This window comes from Actinomyces sp. Marseille-P3109, assembly GCF_900323545.1.
Taxonomy (GTDB): domain Bacteria; phylum Actinomycetota; class Actinomycetes; order Actinomycetales; family Actinomycetaceae; genus Actinomyces.
Window position 1 is genome coordinate 840,507 of sequence record NZ_OOHN01000008.1, and the last position, 17,202, is coordinate 857,708.

Sequence of the window (17,202 nt, forward strand, 5' to 3'; positions counted from 1 at the left end):
GCCCATGATGACGAAGTGCACGAGGAAGACGGTACTCCGTTGTCAGGCCACGGACGTAACATCTGGAGACGTGCGTGACTTCGCAGACCGCATCAAGCGGCTTCTCGTCGGCCGTCCCGTCCCCAGCGGAGCCTTGGGCGAGACGCTCCTGCCCAAGAGGATCGCCCTTCCGGTGTTCGCCTCGGACGCCCTGTCCTCGGTGGGCTACGCTCCCGATGAGGTGCTCATCACCCTGGCCGTGGCCGGAGTCGCCGCTACCTCCCTGTCTCCGTGGGTCGCCCTGGCAGTGGTGGGAGTCCTCGCGGTCGTCATGGCCTCCTACCGTCAGACTGTCCACGCCTACCCGTCGGGAGGCGGCGACTACGAGGTGGTCTCGGCCAACCTCGGCTCCCACGCCGGACTCCTGGTGGCCTCGGCCCTGCTGAGCGATTACGTCCTGACCGTCGCGGTCTCGGTGTCCTCGGGCACCTCCTACCTCGCGGCCGCTCTCCCGGCCCTGGCCCCCTACAAGGTGGAGATCGCCGTCGCCGTCGTCACCGTCCTAGCCGTGCTCAACATGCGCGGCTCGCGCGAGTCGGGCCGAGCCTTCGCCATCCCCACCTACCTGTACATGGGCGTCATCGGCATTATGGCGGTCGTCGGCTTCGTCCAGGAGCTGACCGGGACCCTCGGACAGGCAGAGTCCGCCGGTCTCGACGTCGTCACCCGCGCCGGCTGGGAACAGGGTTTGACCGGCCTGGCGGGAGGGTTCCTGGTCCTGCGGGCCTTCTCCTCGGGGTGTGCGGCCCTGACCGGCGTGGAGGCGATCTCCAACGGCGTCCCCAGCTTCCAGCGCCCCAAGTCCCGCAACGCCGCCACCACGCTGCTGCTCCTGGGCGGGATCGCCACCCTGATGCTCATGAGCGTCATCCACCTGGCAGGTGCTGTGGGTGTGCGCATGGTGGAGGACCCGGCCCACCAGCTCCTGCGCAACGGTGTACCCGTGGGGGACGGATATCACCAGGACCCCGCGATCGGGCAGATCGCCGCCACCGTCTTCTCCGGCTTCCGGCCGATGTTCTATCTGGTCGCCGCCGTCACCGGGCTCATCCTGGTCCTGGCCGCCAACACCGCCTTCAACGGCTTCCCGGTCCTGGCCAGCGTCCTGGCCCGCGACGAGTTCCTGCCCCGCCAGCTCTCCCAGCGCGGCGATCGCCTGGCCTTCTCCAACGGCATCATCGTCCTGTGGTTGGGCGCCGTGGCCTTCCTCATCGGATTCGAGGCCAGTACCACCCGCCTCATTCAGCTCTACATCGTGGGCGTCTTCATCTCCTTCACGCTCTCCCAGGTGGGCATGGTGCGCCACTGGACGCGAGAGCTCACCATCGCCACCGACTCCAAGGCCCGCTCGCGCATGCACCGTGCCCGGGTCATCAACGCCATCGGGGTGCTGGGCACCGGGACGGTCCTGGTCATCGTCCTGCTCACCAAGCTCACCCGCGGGGCCTGGATCACCCTGATGATCATGGCGCTGCTCTACCTGGTGATGAACCGGATCCGCCGCCACTACCGGCGAGTCAGCGAGGAGGTGGCCATCTCCGACCTCCACGACGCCCGTGTGCTGCCGGCCCACGTCCACGCCATCGTCCTGGCCTCCCGTCTCCACCAGCCGACGCTGCGGGCGCTGACCTATGCCCAGTCGACCCACCCGACCGCGCTGGAGGCCCTGACGGTGGACACCGGCGACGGCAGCGCTGAGCGTCTTCTGGATGCCTGGGAGGAGGCCGACATCGCGGTGCCGCTGACGGTCCTTGACTCGCCCTACCGAGACATCACCCGACCGGTCATCAACTACGTGCGTTCGGTGCGCCGGGAGTCCCCCCGTGACCTCGTCGTCGTCTTCCTGCCCGAGTACATCGTGCGCCACTGGTGGGAGCAGATCCTCCACAACCAGACCGCTCTGCGCCTCAAGACCGTTCTGCTGTTCACGCCCGGCGTCGTTGTCGCATCCGTGCCCTGGCAGCTGGGACTTCCCGGCCAGCGCCACTTCCATCACGGCGTACGCGCCCGCACCGCCGAGGGCATCATCGACGCCGACGTCGCCATGCGCCGCCACGTGGACAGTCACCTCAACCACCTCAGCTCCTACGGCGGTACTGGCAGCGTCGGAACACATGATCAGGAGACCAGATGATCCCGCAGTCCAGCCGGCCCGGTCGGCCTGCCCAGTCCGTCCCCGGCCGTGGTCGGTCCCGAGAGCTCACCCTGGCCGTGGGGGCGCCGGCACACGGCGGGCACTGCGTGGCCCGGCCCGCGGACGACCCGGCCGGCCGCGTCATCTTCGTGCGCCATGCCCTGCCCGGTGAGACGGTGCGGGCCCGCCTGACCGAGATGACGTCGCGTACCTGGCGTGCCGACGCCGTCGAGATCCTCCAGGCCTCCCCGGACCGCGTCGAGTCCGTCTGGTCCGAGGCCGGCCCCGCGGGCGTGGGCGGGGGAGAGCTCGCCCACGTGGCCCTGGACGCCCAGCGCACCTGGAAGCGCTGGGTCCTGGCCGACTGCATGCGCCGGATCGGTGGGCAGGAGGTGGCCGACGCCGTCGCCTCCCTGCCCGAGGCTTCCGCCGCAGCCGCCGTGCCGGTCGAGCCGATGCCGACCGACGCCGCGGCCCAGGCCTCCACCAGTGCCCGCCGGCGCGCCCTGGCAGGAACCGCCACCCGCACCCGCGTGAGCCTGACGGTCACCGACGACGGCGAGCCCGGCATGCACGCCTTCCGCTCCGGGACCGTCCTTCCCCTGCACCGACTGCCCCTGGCCGTCCCCGCCATCACCGAGATCGGACTGCTGGAGCGCTCCCGCTGGCGCGCCCACTACCGGCCCGGCATGCGCATCGAGGTCGTCGCCCCCAGCGGGGGCGAGCCCGTTGTCCTGCTCGATGACCGGATCCTGACCGCCCAGGCGCGCAGCACCGGGCGTCGCCGCGTCCAGGAGGTCGTGGACGCCTCCGCCCTGGGGCTGGGGGAGCTGACCTACTCCGTGCACGCGGAGGGCTTCTGGCAGGTGCACGTTGATGCTCCCCGGGTTCTGGTGGAGCGCGTCGTGCGCGCCGCCCTGGGGGAGGATCTTGACCGCGCAGCGGGTAGCCGCGTCCTGGAGCTTTACTCGGGGGCCGGCCTGTTCACCCTGCCCCTGGCCGCCCTTGTGGGCACCAGCGGCCAGGTCCTCTCCCTGGAGGGCAACGAGCAGGCCGTTCGTGACTCCCGCCGTACCCTGCACGACCACCCCGCTGCTCGCCTGGCCGCCGGCCGCGTGAGTTCTCGCTCGGTGCGTGAGCTCGCCGGCTCCTTCACCGGAGACCGCCCCGACGTCGTCGTCCTCGATCCTCCGCGGCAGGGGGCCGGTCGCGAGGTCATCGAGGCCGTCGCCGCTCTGGGAGCAGAGCGGATCGTCCTGGTGGCCTGCGACCCGGCGGCCCTGGCCAGGGACCTGGCAACCCTCCTGCGTGCCGGCTACGAGTTGGGCTCCCTGAGTGCGCTGGACATGTTCCCGCACACGCACCACTTCGAGACGATCGCGGTGCTCGACAGAGCCTGAGGCAATGGCGATGGGCCCCAGTCCGTGAAGGACTGGGGCCCATCTCATGCTCCGGGAAGGAGCCTAGTCAGCCGGTGAGAGGTCACGATGCGCGACGACGAGCTGCCAGGATCATGTATCCCGTTGCCAGGAGGGCGGCAACGGCCGCGACCACCGGCACGGCGTTGGCGCCAGTACTCGCCAGGTTGCTGCCGCCATCGCCCGATGGCGTGCTGGCTGACGCGCTGGGTGCGGGGTCCTCGGTGGGAGTGGGCGTCGGCGCGGGGTCCTCGGTGGGGGTCGGCGTCGGCGCGGGCTCCTCGGTGGGAGTGGGCGTCGGCGTGGGCTCCTCGGTGGGAGTGGGCGTCGGCGTGGGCTTCGGGACCTCCGAGTAGGTGTTGGTCACCGTGACAAGGGTGGCGCTGGCAGGCCCCTCCTTGATCGTGAAGGACCCGTTGTCAACCTTGGTGTCGACCGTGTAGCCCTGGCGCTCGGCGCCGCCGTCAGCCAGCTTCTCCTTCTCGGTGACGACGCACTTGGTGCCCACCGGTAGCGACGGGCCGTCGACGGCGGTGCCGTCGCCCTTCACGTCAAGGGTCCCCTTGGAGTCGTTCTCACACGTGTAGTCGATCCGGAAAGTCTCCTTGGAGAAAGTCTCCTTGTTGCTCCCCTCGACCTTCTTCGAGACGGAGAAGGATCCTGTCTTCTGAATGACATCGTTGTACAGGCCCACGGACTGCACGGAGGAGTCGACCGAGAACGTCGCGGTGTCCTGCGTCTCGGTGCCGTTGACGGAGAAGGTCTGGCTTCCCCAACCAAGGGCTCCGGGAAGGGCCGCTGCGGACGTGTCCTCCGTCAGTGTGACCTTGGTTCCCTTGGGGAACTCGCGCAGGGTGTCGGAGGCCTGCTGCTGCCCCACAGCCACCTCGACGGTGTAGGGGTTCGACGTCGGCTTGTTGGCCCAGGTCGGGTAGTCGGCCTCGGTCGTGCCGTTGGGAAGCTCGTAGGAGACGTTCACACGGACCTTGGTATCCGCGGAGACATCATTCTGGTGTGCGCCGGTGACGTACTTCTTGACCCCGAAGGAGCCGAATCCCTGTGTCAGCTGCACGTCGTAGGAGATCGGGTCCTTGTAGGCCATCTGTGCGGACACCGTGGTGTTCTTACCGCCGTTCAGGGTGGCGCTGTTGGTGTAGACGAGACCCGGGACGATCTTGCCGCCATCGGCCAGGGACTGGTAAACGATCTCGTAGTTCGCGTTCTTGGCGAAATTGCCGTCCGTACGGGACAGGGTGATGGACGCAGTGGTTCCGTCAGCGTTGATGGTCGGCTTCAGGACGAACGTTCCGTGGTCGGTGTTCGTGGCTGTGCCATCGGCCTTGGCGACGTCGAAGTAGCCGTCGGCGCCACCGCCGTACTCCTCGGGGTTGACTCGCACGTACCAGGAGCCGAGATCCGAGTTGAGCTTCTGCCCGCCCCCGGAGACGTCGTTGAAGGTGACGCTGTTGACGCTGCCCGCCTCTACTCCCAGGTGTTTGGCGATGGTCGTACCACTGAACTGGATGTGCCAGGTCAGAGCGCTGGAGTCGCGCTTGAGGGAGTTGGCGTACTTGCCAAGGTCCTTCTCAACCCAGGCGATAGGTAGAATTCGCTCGTTGTTGGGGTGGAAGACCTCAACATCGGTGCCGTTGGCGTTGAAGGTGGTCTTGTTGTCCTGGGTCACCTTCTGGGCCACGATCATCTGGTTGCCCGATCCCTTGAGCTCGGTGGCAGCACTGATCGCGGCGTTGAAGGTGCAGGTGAGGGTCTCAGTGGTCGTGACGCAGTCGCCCACCTTGATGCCGTTCCCGAGAACAAGATCATCTCGTCGACCGATCTCACGGTACCGGTACTCCGCCGGAAGGCCGATGCTGAAGGACTCTCCCGGCTGCGGATTGGCGGTAGATGCGTCCCAGGCGAACTTCATGCGAACCGGGTCCTCGAGGTGCGCAGTCTTACCCGGATACTCCGTACCATCCTTGTCGGCGAGGATGAGAGGACTGAAGGAAACCTTCACCCCGGTATTCTGATCCGCGCTCGCACGAGGCGCTACCAGCGCGGCAAAGCTACCCAGTGCGATCAGCAGTACGCCGGCGAGCAGAGTCGCCACGTGCTTGCGACGCACAGAGAGGTGCTGTAAGTGCATTCTTTATCTCCGTCATTCATGGGGGACATTCCTGAGTTGTGGGGAAGTGCAGGAAATCAACGAGATCCTATGTTGCTGACCCTAATGATGGGCGTACAGTGCACGTTTTGTAACCATTGCGTTGCCGTATTGGTATATTTACTGATCCGATGCCTGGGGTGTGCACACTCTCCTCGGGCCCGTGCGGCCGCTCGAGGGAACCGCCCCCGTTGCGTGCGTCGGGCCTTGCCTAATTGCCGTGCCAGCACCTGCCCCGGCCTTCAGGTTTGGGGCCAGGCATCCCCACGTGTTGACAACGGATGACACGCCGTGGGCTACGGTCCGCACCGGAGCATCCCCCCCGTCCGCGCCGTCCTTGCATGACCACGTCACTGGTCGTGTTGCGACGGTGCAGCAGGGCGGTTCGGTACGACAACTGGAAGTGAGTCCCGGTGACCAGCCTCAACACCTTCGCCTCGCGCAGCACCCTCGACGTCGATGGCCGCGGTTACGAGATCTACCGCCTCGATGCCGTCCCCGGCCTGGAACGCCTGCCCTACAGCCTCAAGGTGCTGGCGGAGAATCTGCTGCGCACTGAGGACGGCGCCAACATCACCGCCGAGCACGTGCGTGCCCTGGCCTCCTGGGACCCCGCCGCCGAGCCCGACACGGAGATCCAGTTCACCCCGGCCCGCGTCGTCATGCAGGACTTCACGGGCGTGCCCTGCATCGTCGACCTGGCCACCATGCGTGAAGCGGTCGCCGATCTCGGTGGTGACCCCGAGGTCATCAACCCCCTGGCTCCCGCAGAGATGGTCATCGACCACTCCGTCCAGATCGACTCCTTCGGCCTTCCCGCCTCCCTGGAGCGCAACAAGGAGCGTGAGTACGAGCGCAACGCCGAGCGCTACCAGTTCCTGCGCTGGGGTCAGGGGGCGCTGTCCAACTTCCGCGTCGTCCCCCCGGGCACCGGAATCGTCCACCAGGTCAACATCGAGTACCTGGCCCGCATCGTCTTCACCCATGAGGCCGACGGCGTCACCCAGGCCTACCCCGACACCTGCGTGGGCACCGACTCCCACACCACCATGGTCAACGGCCTGGGCGTCCTGGGCTGGGGCGTGGGCGGCATCGAGGCCGAGGCCGCCATGCTGGGCCAGCCCGTCTCCATGCTCATCCCCAAGGTCGTGGGCTTCAAGCTCTCCGGTGCCATCCCCGCCGGCGCCACCGCCACCGACGTGGTCCTGACCATCACCGAGATGCTGCGCGCCCACGGGGTGGTGGGCAAGTTCGTCGAGTTCTACGGCGAAGGCGTCGCCGAGGTGCCGTTGGCCAACCGCGCCACCATCGGCAACATGAGCCCCGAGTTCGGCTCCACCGCAGCGATCTTCCCGATCGACGACGTCACCCTGGACTACCTGCGCCTGACGGGCCGCTCCGAGGAGCGTGTCCGCCTCGTGGAGGCCTACACCAAGGCCCAGGGCATGTGGCACGACCCGGCCCGTGAACCCGTCTACTCCGAGTACCTCGAGCTGGACCTGTCCACAGTGGTCCCCTCGATCGCCGGCCCCAAGCGCCCCCAGGACCGCATCGTCCTGTCAGGGGCCAAGGAGTCGTTCAAGGAGGTCCTGCCCACCTACGCGGCCCAGCCCTCAAAGCCGACGTCGGTGACCATGGCCGACGGCACCCTCACCGAGCTCGACCACGGGCACGTCGCCATCGCCTCGATCACGTCGTGCACCAACACCTCCAATCCCTCGGTGATGATGGCGGCCGGACTGCTGGCCCGCAACGCCGTGGCGCGGGGACTGCGCTCCAAGCCCTGGGTGAAGACCTCCACCGCCCCGGGCAGCCAGGTCGTCACCGACTACTACGAGAAGGCCGGGCTGTGGCCCGCCCTCAACGAGCTGGGCTTCAACGTCGTCGGCTACGGCTGCGCCACCTGCATCGGCAACTCCGGGCCCCTGCCGGCCGAGGTCTCCCAGGCGGTCAACGACGCCGACCTCGCCGTGGTCTCGGTGCTCTCGGGCAACCGCAACTTCGAGGGGCGCATCAACCCCGATGTCAAGATGAACTACCTGGCCTCCCCGCCGCTGGTCATCGCTTACGCCCTGGCCGGGACCATGGACATCGACTTCGCCACCGAGCCGCTGGGGCAGGACCCCGAGGGCCGTGACGTCTTCCTGTCCGACATCTGGCCCGACCCCACTGAGGTCCAGGCCGTCATCGACGCCACCATCGACCGGGAGATGTACACGCGGGACTACGCCGACGTCTTCGCCGGTGACGAGCGCTGGCAGGGCCTGGACACCCCCGAGGGGGACACCTTCGCCTGGGACGAGGAGTCCACCTACGTGCGCAAGGCCCCCTTCTTCGAGGGGCTGACCATGGAGCTCACCCCGGTCAGTGACATCGAGAGCGCCCGGGTGCTCGCGCTGCTGGGCGACTCGGTCACCACCGACCACATCTCCCCGGCCGGCGCCATCAAGGCCGACTCCCCGGCCGGCCGCTACCTCGCCGAGCACGGAGTGGCCCGTGCGGACTTCAACTCCTACGGCTCGCGCCGCGGTAATCACGAGGTCATGATCCGTGGCACCTTCGCCAACATCCGCCTGCGCAACCGGTTGCTCGACGGCGTCGAGGGCGGCTACACCCGCAACCTCCTCACCGGTGAGCAGGAGTCGATCTTCGACGCCTCCCAGGCCTACCAGGCCGCCGGCATCCCGCTGGTGGTCCTGGGCGGCAAGGAGTACGGCTCAGGCTCCTCACGCGACTGGGCGGCCAAGGGCACGGCCCTGCTGGGTGTCAAGGCCGTGATCGCCGAGTCCTTCGAGCGCATCCACCGCTCCAACCTCATCGGCATGGGCGTGGTCCCCCTCCAGTTCCCGGAGGGTCAGAGCGCCGACTCCCTGGGCCTGGACGGCACCGAGATCTTCTCCATCACGGGCCTGACGGCGCTCAACGAGGGCACCACCCCGCGCACCGTCGCGGTCAGGGCGCAGAGGGCCGACGGCTCGGCGATCTCCTTCGACGCCGTCGTGCGCATCGACACCCCCGGTGAGGCCGACTACTTCCGCCACGGCGGCATCCTGCAGTACGTGCTGCGCAGCCTCGCTCGGGGTGAATAAGGATGTGAGACGCATCGCGTTTCTACCCGTAGAGGAAGTTTCGGATAGCGCTCCAGGTATCTGCAGGATTTTCCTGTAAGGTGAAATGTCCTGATCCAGGTATGAGGGCACTTTGAATATTGGTCAACCCTGCTTGTTTGAAACCGGCAATGTAGGTGTTGATGTCCCCGTGTTCTTGGTTGCCTCGTAAATAAAGTAATGGAATGTTAATCGCATCACTTGATGTTGCGTTCTCTTGGGCATCATCCCAAAGTGCTCGGTAGAATTCGAATCCCTGGCGCAAAGAGTCAGGGGACTGGTAGGAAGAGACGAACTGCCTGCGTGAGGCTCTGCTGATTCTCTCTGGGGTGGCGCTCGTTGTGTCGTAAAAGTAGTCGAAGTATGCTGGCAGATTATTTACGGTGATCTGCTCTGGTAGGTCTGGGATGGAGTGAAAGGCGAAATGCCATAACCAGGGAATTCTGATGACATCATCCCATGGCGCAATTCCAGGAATCACTGTGTTCATGATGACGGCTTTGGTCAGGTCTCCGAACTCTCGTAGGTAGGAGAAGGTGATCATGCCTCCAACGTCGTGACCGACCATAGCGGCATTCTCCAGGCCTAGGTATTCGAGGAAGTCGTGGATTTGTCGTGCCAGCAAGACCTTACTGCCGCAGGGGCCTGTTGTTTTTGAAGCGCCGATACCAGGTAGGTCCACTGCTATGCATTGATAGTCGTGAGCGGCCAGAAGGAGAATATCTTTCCAGGCTGTACTGTCCTGCGGCCACCCGTGAAGAAAAATTATAGTGGGCGCGCAAGGGTCTCCAGCGCGAAGGATACGGAAGACGCGGTCGTCGAGGGTGACGTCGTGAGTGCTGATCGTGGTAGACATGAAACATGTCTACCACATCGAGTCGTTCGTCGCTTGTCAGTTTTCGTGAAGGGGCCGGGTTCCTGATCTCGCGATTGGGGGGTATGGTTGAGAAGGAGTGGGGGTCTTTGTTGCGAGATGTTGGGCTCACTCAGGCTGAGTTCGCGATTCTTGCAACTCTTGCTGACGGGGCGATGGTTCGACAGCGAGATCTTGCGATCCACGTTGGAAGTGATCCTCGCAACATCGTTCCTGTTGTAGCTTCTCTAACTGATCGAGGTCTCGTTGAGGTGGCGCCTGCGCTGGAGGATCGTCGCGTGAAACAGATTAGATTGAGTGTTGAGGGGGCTGATCTGCTCGACACTGTCCAGATTATGTTAGCTCCGTCTCGGGCGAAATTTTTTCGTGGTCTCTCTGATGCGGAATATGACCAGCTTTGTCATCTCTTGCGGGTGGTCTACTCCTCTGCAGTGTCTGTGTGACCTATTCTATGCCCTTCAAGGCAGGTTTGTGCTGCCAGTGCTGAAAAGTGTGACCACCTAGGGTCGTCGCACATAGGGGTCCTTCGAGCTGTTAGTTGGTCGGGGTTGTCGTGAGAGGCGAGTAACTCAGGAAGTCTAAGGTGTCGCTCATGGGATTCCTTATCGCGGCCACTAGGTCACGCCGCTCTTTCTCGGACTGCTTCGTGGTGTATTTCAAGATGTACTCCGACTTCCTCGCCGGCTGTGGAACCAGGTTCTTCTTGGGTGTGATCAGGGGTGGTCGACGACCGTTTCATCGTCCTCATCGTCGAGTCGCTCGACCGGCTGCGGGCTCAGGCCTGCGGCAATTGTCGCAGTTGTCTCTTGCCAATTGGTCAACTTGGTGACCTCCAGGTGTGGTTGGTGTGTTGAGAAGGGTGCTCGTGCAGTGTCGATGAGGTCTCGAGTGCACTGTTCTTGATCTTGAACGGCTGTGCAAGGAGTCTGCTTGCCCTCGGACGTGAATGTCAGTAACTTAATGGCTATGACTATTAGCCAACTTGGGGTGTCGGGCGGCACCATCGCCTACGAGGTGCATGAGCCTGTCGGTGCAGGTGCTGGATCGGCTGCAGCGAGTCGGCCGCTCGTCGTCTGCTCACCGGCCATGGGGGACGTGCGGGACGTCTACGCACCGCTGGCGCAGTCCCTGAGCGAGGCGGGCTTCCGCGTTGTCACTGCGGACCTGCGCGGTCACGGGGACAGCTCGGCAACCTTCACCGCCTATGGTGACGAGGCCACAGCATCCGACCTCATTGCCCTGATCGAGGCTCTCGACGCCGGCTCCGCCGTCGTCGTAGGAGCCTCCATGTCCGGGGCTGCTGCGGTGATCGCAGCCGGGCGCCGCCCCGACCTGGTGTGCGGGCTCGTGCTCGTCTGCCCCTTTCTGCGTGGGCCGCAGAGTCGAGTCAAGACTCTCGTGCAGCGCACCATGCTTGGGATCGCGCTGATGCGCCCTTGGGGTCCTGCTGTGTGGAACAGCTACTCGGCCAGGTTGTGGCCGGGACTGCCCGACGCTCGGCAGCGAGCCACGAGCCTGGTGGACCTGCTGCGCCGCCCAGGGCGCTGGCGCGCTTTCTGGGCTACGACTCGCACCGATCACCGCGTCGTCACCCCCTGGCTGGACAAGGTGGACTGTCCTGCCCTCGTGGTCATGGGACAGAAGGACCCCGACTGGAAGGATCCCATGGCTGAGGCCTCCTGGGTGGCTCGTGCCGTTGGTGACGGGGTGGGAGAGGTCATGATGGTTCCCGACGCAGGGCACGCCCCGATGCTGGAGTGCTCCGACGTCGTCGGGCCGCGTGTGGTCGACTTTGCTCGGCGTATCGTCGCTGACAATGCTGCGCCGAGGCCGGCGGGGGAGAGGTAAGGAGAACAAGATGCCACGAGCGGGACTGAGTACCGAACGCGTGGTGGAACGGGCGGCGCAGATCGTCGACGAGCATGGTCTTGAGTCGCTGTCCCTGAGCCGTCTGGCCGCTGACCTGGGAGTTGCGCCCCCCAGCCTCTATAAACACGTGGGAGGTCTGGGTGATCTCGCCGAGCGGGTGTCGGTTCGCGCGATCAGCGATCTGGCCGACGCTCTGGCTGCCTCCGTCATGGGGCGGGCGGGGCGAGAAGCCCTGGAGGCCCTGGCTCGGGCTTACCGCTCCTTCGCTCATGCGCACCCCGGTCTCTATCCGCTGACGCAGATGCCTGCCGCTGGCGAGGGATCCTTGCACTCGGACCAGGCTCAACGCACAGTTGACATCGTCGCGGCGTCCTTGGCCGGCTATCGCATCCCTGATGAGCGGATCGTCGACGCCGTGAGGATCATCCGGGCCGCCTTGCACGGTTTCGCGGATATCGAGGTCCACGGGGGCTTTGCCATGGATGCACCCATCGACGTGAGTTTCGCCATGCTTGTTGACTCTTTGGACGTGGCCCTGGCTGCCCTGGGTGGACAACAGGTCGATGCCGCGTATCAGTGAGAATGAAAGGATAAGTCGTCTCAATGGCCAGCTGGGAGGGGTGACGGCTGCGTGAGGTTTCCTCACGTGCAGGCGGTGATCCACTGAGGATTCCCGCAGTCACCCCGGAATAGAGGCCCGTCGCTCCCCGTTGCCCTGGCGTCAAGACCACGCCGACCGGTAACCACCGAAGGAGATGCGCATCCATGTCCCAGCCCACCGTCAACAGCGACGCAACCAATCAGACAGACGTCCCGGTCGAGGAGGTCGACCTGCTCGTCGTCGGAGGAGGGAAGGCCGGCAAGTCCCTGGCGATGCTGCGCGCCAAGTCCGGAGACACGGTCGTCATGGTGGAGCGGGACAAGGTGGGCGGCACCTGCATCAACGTCGCCTGCATCCCCACCAAGACCCTCATCTCCGCCGCCCGGGTCCTCCATGAGGTCCAGGGCTCGGGCACATACGGCGTCACCCTGCCCGAGCAGGACGGTGACGCCGATGCTCTGGCCCAGGCCCGCATCGACCTGGCCTCCTTCCGTGCCCGTAAGGAGGCCGTCGTGGCGGGCATGGTGGCCGCCCACGAGAAGATGTTCCCCGCCTCCGGCATGGACTTCGTCAAGGGCACCGCCCGTTTCGTGGGGGAGCGCACCGTCGAGATCGCCCTGAACGACGGCGGCCTCAGGCGAGTACGCGGCGCCAAGGTCCTCATCAACACTGGCACCACGCCGTCGGTCCCCCCGATCGAGGGCCTGGCCGACGTGCGCTACTGGACCAGCGAGGACCTGCTCACCCTGCCCGAGCTGCCCACCGGCCTCGTGGTCCTGGGCGGCGGCGTCATCGGTGTTGAGATGGCCTCCCTCATGGGGCTCCTCGGCGTGCCGGTCACCATCGTCCATGCCGGAGAGCACATTCTGGATCGGGAGGACGACGACGTCGCCGCCGAGGTGACCGCCGGCCTGGAGGCCCTGGGCGTCACGGTCCTGGCCGGCGCACATGCCTCACAGGTCGCCGCCGCCCCCGACGGGCAGGGCATCGTCGTCACCGCCGCTGACGGGCGCGAGGCGACCGGCTCCCACCTGCTCGTTGCCCTGGGACGCACCCCCGTCACCGCCGGTCTCGGCCTGGAGGCCGCGGGTGTGGAACTGACCGAGCGCGGCTTCGTGCGCGTCGACGACCACCTGCGCACCACCGCCGAGAACGTCTACGCCGCCGGTGACGTGGCCGGGACTCCCCAGTTCACGCACGCCTCCTGGAACGACTTCCGCGTCCTGCGCGACCTCTTCGCAGGCAAGGACGCCTCAACCTCAGGGCGCCTCATTCCGTGGGCCGTCTTCACCACGCCCGAGCTGGGGCACGTGGGCCTGACCGAGACCGAGGCCCGCCAGGCCGGCTACGAGGTGCGCGTCGCCAAGACCCCGACGGCCGCCGTCCCGCGCGCCAAGACCCTGGGCCGCACCGAGGGCTTCTTCAAGATCATCGTCGACGCCCGCACCGACCTCATCCTGGGCGCCGCCATCATCGGTGCCGAGGCCAGCGAGGTCGTCACCAGCATCCAGATGGCGATGCTGGGCGGTCTGAGGTGGCAGCAGGTGCGCGACGCCGTCATCACCCACCCCACCATGAGCGAGGGACTCAACATCGTCCTGGACTCCCTGGGCTGAGAACCTGAGGCCGGGCCTCGCCTGGACGGTCTGAATGACCTGCTCAGGCGGGGCGCACGCCCAGGTTCTCAACGCGTTCGGCCCCCGGCAGTGCCACGAGCAGCGCCCCGGGCACCAGGAGCTTGGAGTGACGCACGCCCGAGCCGATGAGCACCGTGGCCCGGTCCGCCACGGCGCCGTCAATGAAGAGCCTCCAGTCCTCGGGCAGGCCGACCGGTGTGATCCCGCCGTACTCCATGCCACTCATCTCCACGGCCCGTTCCACCGGCAGGAACGAGGCCTTGCGCACGTCAATGCGCTTCTTGACGATGTGGTTGACGTCGGCGAAGTCGGGCGCCCGCACGACGCAGGCGGCGATGCGCTCCTCGCCGGTGCGCTTGCCGGCCACGAGCACGCAGTTCCCGGTCGCCTCGGGGTCCAAGGCGTAGTGGGCGTTGAGGGTGTCGGTGTCGGAGTAGCTCGGGTCGATGGGGATCACCTGTGCCTGGCGGACCAGATCTGCGCCCTCGGGGGAGGAGGTCTCCAGCGCTCGCAGCGCCGCAGCCACGGGCCTGGCGAGCAGGTCACTGTGTTCCAGGGCCGGCTGCCAGCCGATCTCTGCGGCGAAGACCTCAGCCGGATCACGCAGCTCAGTCATTCCTCTCATCCTTTCGACGACGTGGAGCGCTTCCTGATGCGTTTCACCAGACGGGTTCTGACTCCGGGCCACTGCGTCGGGGTGATGGCGAACATGGCCGTGTCGCGCGTACGTCCCTCCTCGCCGGGTGCCAGCGAGGGCTGCCAGGCGTGCAGGACCCCCTCGAAGGTCGCGCCCAGCGCCTCGATCGCGCCGCGAACCACCTCATTGCGCGCGTCGGTCTTGATGTCCACGCGGTCCACGCCCCACTCCTCAAGGGCCTGCGTGAGCAGCAGGAGCTTAGCGGCCGGGTTGACGGCGGTACCGCGAACCGCCGGCGAGAGCCAGGAGGATCCGACCTCGACGGCGAAGAGCCGCCCGTCCGGCATCCACCGCGGCGTCAGGTACGCGGTGTGCCCGACGACGCGGCCGGTGTCGACCTCGACCTGGGCGAACGGTGCGTAGGTGCCCGTGTCGCGGCGGGCCAGACTGCGGGCCACGTAGTTCTCGACCTCGCCAGGCGTCGGCACCGTGGCGAAGGGGCTCGTCGCGGCATCCTCGGCGGCCTGCTGCAGCCCCGGCACGTGCTTGGGTGCAAGGGGCTCTAGACGTACGACATCCCCGGCCAGCACACCGCAGGTCAGGACGGGCGAAGGGGCATGTGACAGGGCGGTGCTCATGCTCCGATCATGGCAGCCGCAGTGCGGTCAGCGTCGGGATGCTTCAGCATGTGGTCTCATTGTCCCCGTGCTGCACGTCATCTTCTTCTCCCCGCGCATCCCCGGCAACACCGGGGCGGCGATCCGCCTGAGCGCCAACACCGGCTCCATGCTCCACCTCGTGGACCCCCTGTTCGACATGGACGACGCCAAGCTGCGCCGTGCCGGCCTGGACTACCACGAGCTGGCCAACACGCGCGTTCACGCCACCTGGCAGGAGTGCCTGGACCAGGTCCCCGGGCGCATCTTCGCCTTCACCTCCCGCACCGAGCGCCTCTACACCCAGGTCGACTGGCGCGGCGACGACGCCCTCCTGTTCGGCCCCGAGCCCACCGGCCTGCCCCAGGAGATCCTCGACCACCCACGGGTGAGCGCCCACCTGCGCATCCCCATGGTGGAGGGCAACCGCTCCCTCAATCTCGCCAACTCCGCCGCCATCGGCCTGTATGAGGCCTGGCGGTCCCTGGGCTTTGCCGGCGGGGCCTGAGGGCCTGTCTTAGACCCCGCCGCCTCAGAGCATGCCGGCGGGGCGGATCGCCAGGTCCTCCACGACCGCGTCCAGCGGGGTGTCGACGGCCAGGCGCACGGCCGCGGCCACTGACTGCGGCGCCATGTGGTCCGCCGCCCGGTACGCGGGGGTCGCCATGATCCCCTCGGTGCGCAGGCGCGCCGCGTTGAAGGCGTGCAACCGCTCCTGCATGGGGGTATCCACCCGGCCCGGGTAGATCGAGGTCACCCGCACCTTGCCCGCCTCCTCCTGGCGCAGTGTGTCGGCCAAGGACTTCAGCCCCGCCTTGGAGGCGGAGTAGAGGACGTTGCCCGAGCGGGGGCTCACTCCGGCACCGGAGTTGATGAACACCGTCAGCCCGCGGGCCTCCCGCAGCGCCGGCAGCAGCAGGCTGGTCAGGTACGCCGCTGCCACCAGGTTGAGGTTGAGCACCGCGCGCCAGCGCGTGGGCGTGATCTTGTCGACCGCTCCGGGAGCCTCCATTCCCGCACTGTGCACCAGCACGTCGAGGCTCTCGATGTCGATCCGGCTGATCAGCCGGGCCAGGGCTGTGTCGTCGGTCAGATCGACCGGGCAGATGAGGACCGCGGTCTGCGACTCCTCCTCCAGGGCGAGCGCCAGCTCCTCAAGGTCATTGGTGGAACGGGCCAGCAGGATGAGGTTGTGGTCCCGAGCCAGGTCCCTGGACACGGCCAGGCCGATCCCGGAGGTCGCCCCGGTGATCAGGGCGATGGGGCGGCGCTGGTGGCGGCCGGAGCCTGGGCGCGTGAAACCGTGGGCGGGAGTGAAGGGGGCGGACTCACCCTGTCGACGACGTCGGCCCGACTTGGAGGCGGCGGCGTCGACCTGGGCGATCTGCGGGCTCACTTGCCGTCCCTGAGGAAGGCTGCGGCCCCGGGCTCGCCGGGCACGGAGTAGGTGGCGGTGAAGGTGGCCCGGGCGATGCAGTGCGGGGCCAGGGTGAAGGCGGCCATGGCGGGGCTGGCCTCGTCATCCAGGCCCAGGGTGTCCACGTCCAGGGCGGAGACGGTGAAGACATAGCGGTGGTCGCCGTCGCCCGCGGGCGGGTAGGGGCCGAACCAGGCGTGGTGGCCAGAGTCCCCGGCCAGGTGGAAGGCGGCGCCGTCGAGCTGGAGGTCACTGGCCCCTGCACCCCGCTCCAGCGAGGTGACCGAGGGGTCCAGGTCCACGATGGTCCAGTGCCACCAGCCGGACATGGTCGGGGCGTCCGGGTCGAAACAGGACACGACGAAGGACTGCGTCTGCTCGGGGAAACCGGACCAGCTCAGAGCCGGGGAGACGTTGTCGTGGACGGCGGTGAAGACATCCGGGATCCGTCCCCCCTCAGTCAGGTCCGCAGAGGTCAGGGTGAAGGTGGGGGCCGAGGGCAGGAAACCGGTGGGGACCGGCGGGCGAGGGCGAGTGAGGTCGACTGTCATAGGTGTACCTCCAGGCAGGTTGTGGACGGAACGGTGGCCTTCCGTTAGGGCACGGCCACCACTGTAGACGCCCCTCAGCGGACCCGTCCCTGTGGATC

The 17,202-nt window shown here is 66.8% G+C and carries 14 protein-coding genes; 8 read left to right on the forward strand and 6 right to left on the reverse strand.

Features of this window, described 5'->3' with window-relative positions:
- The first annotated feature begins 70 nt into the window (after nt 1–70).
- Together BQ8008_RS03980 and BQ8008_RS03985 are read left to right on the forward strand one after the other, a co-directional pair.
- Nucleotides 71–2,173: an APC family permease gene (locus BQ8008_RS03980; protein ID WP_108832904.1), complete on the forward strand. Its 2,103-nt coding sequence runs from the start codon at nt 71–73 to the stop codon at nt 2,171–2,173.
- A complete protein-coding gene (locus BQ8008_RS03985) occupies nt 2,170–3,573 on the forward strand; it encodes a class I SAM-dependent RNA methyltransferase (protein WP_108832905.1) in 1,404 nt (467 codons plus the stop codon). The genes BQ8008_RS03980 and BQ8008_RS03985 overlap by 4 nt, the downstream gene beginning before the upstream one ends.
- 82 nt (nt 3,574–3,655) lie before the next feature.
- Here the strand turns inward: BQ8008_RS03985 and BQ8008_RS03990 are convergent, their stop codons facing one another.
- Nucleotides 3,656–5,608 (reverse strand): DUF7926 domain-containing protein, encoded by a 1,953-nt coding sequence (locus BQ8008_RS03990; RefSeq protein WP_234415214.1) that lies wholly within the window; start codon nt 5,606–5,608, stop codon nt 3,656–3,658.
- Between the two features lie 560 nt (nt 5,609–6,168).
- On the opposite strand from BQ8008_RS03990, the gene acnA reads away from it, so the two are divergent.
- A complete protein-coding gene (gene acnA, locus BQ8008_RS03995) occupies nt 6,169–8,844 on the forward strand; it encodes an aconitate hydratase AcnA (protein WP_108832907.1) in 2,676 nt (891 codons plus the stop codon).
- 22 nt (nt 8,845–8,866) lie between these two features.
- Here the strand turns inward: acnA and BQ8008_RS04000 are convergent, their stop codons facing one another.
- On the reverse strand, nt 8,867–9,718 hold the full coding sequence (locus BQ8008_RS04000; RefSeq protein ID WP_108832908.1) for an alpha/beta fold hydrolase: 852 nt from the start codon (nt 9,716–9,718) through the stop codon (nt 8,867–8,869).
- Between the two features lie 5 nt (nt 9,719–9,723).
- Between BQ8008_RS04000 and BQ8008_RS04005 the strand changes: the two genes are divergently transcribed.
- The 4 genes from BQ8008_RS04005 to BQ8008_RS04020 all read left to right on the forward strand — a co-directional run bounded on the left by BQ8008_RS04005 (nt 9,724) and on the right by BQ8008_RS04020 (nt 13,822).
- Nucleotides 9,724–10,179, forward strand: a complete 456-nt coding sequence (locus BQ8008_RS04005; protein ID WP_076074590.1) for a MarR family winged helix-turn-helix transcriptional regulator — start codon at nt 9,724–9,726, stop codon at nt 10,177–10,179.
- Between the two features lie 523 nt (nt 10,180–10,702).
- A complete protein-coding gene (locus BQ8008_RS04010) occupies nt 10,703–11,584 on the forward strand; it encodes an alpha/beta fold hydrolase (RefSeq protein WP_231381949.1) in 882 nt (293 codons plus the stop codon).
- Between the two features lie 10 nt (nt 11,585–11,594).
- Nucleotides 11,595–12,185, forward strand: coding sequence for a TetR/AcrR family transcriptional regulator (locus BQ8008_RS04015; protein WP_034472411.1), 591 nt, complete (start codon nt 11,595–11,597; stop codon nt 12,183–12,185).
- Nucleotides 12,186–12,370: 185 nt separating this feature from the next.
- Nucleotides 12,371–13,822: a dihydrolipoyl dehydrogenase family protein gene (locus BQ8008_RS04020; protein WP_108832909.1), complete on the forward strand. Its 1,452-nt coding sequence runs from the start codon at nt 12,371–12,373 to the stop codon at nt 13,820–13,822.
- Between the two features lie 43 nt (nt 13,823–13,865).
- Here BQ8008_RS04020 and BQ8008_RS04025 read toward each other — a convergent pair whose 3' ends face one another.
- Together BQ8008_RS04025 and BQ8008_RS04030 are read right to left on the reverse strand one after the other, a co-directional pair.
- Nucleotides 13,866–14,459, reverse strand: a complete 594-nt coding sequence (locus BQ8008_RS04025) for a YbaK/EbsC family protein (RefSeq protein ID WP_108832910.1) — start codon at nt 14,457–14,459, stop codon at nt 13,866–13,868.
- A 5-nt stretch (nt 14,460–14,464) separates the two neighbouring features.
- A complete protein-coding gene (locus BQ8008_RS04030) occupies nt 14,465–15,118 on the reverse strand; it encodes a GNAT family N-acetyltransferase (RefSeq protein WP_108832911.1) in 654 nt (217 codons plus the stop codon).
- Nucleotides 15,119–15,185: 67 nt separating this feature from the next.
- On the opposite strand from BQ8008_RS04030, the gene BQ8008_RS04035 reads away from it, so the two are divergent.
- Nucleotides 15,186–15,644: a tRNA (cytidine(34)-2'-O)-methyltransferase gene (locus tag BQ8008_RS04035; RefSeq protein WP_108832912.1), complete on the forward strand. Its 459-nt coding sequence runs from the start codon at nt 15,186–15,188 to the stop codon at nt 15,642–15,644.
- A 24-nt stretch (nt 15,645–15,668) separates the two neighbouring features.
- On the opposite strand, the gene BQ8008_RS04040 is transcribed toward BQ8008_RS04035, so the two are convergent.
- Both BQ8008_RS04040 and BQ8008_RS04045 read right to left on the reverse strand, forming a co-directional pair.
- Entirely contained in the window at nt 15,669–16,532 is an 864-nt protein-coding gene (locus BQ8008_RS04040; RefSeq protein ID WP_108832913.1) for an SDR family oxidoreductase, read from the reverse strand.
- Complete coding sequence (locus tag BQ8008_RS04045; protein ID WP_108832914.1) at nt 16,529–17,104, reverse strand: YbhB/YbcL family Raf kinase inhibitor-like protein; 576 nt, start codon at nt 17,102–17,104, stop codon at nt 16,529–16,531. Before BQ8008_RS04045 ends, BQ8008_RS04040 begins: the two co-directional genes overlap by 4 nt.
- Between the last annotated feature and the right edge of the window lie 98 nt (nt 17,105–17,202).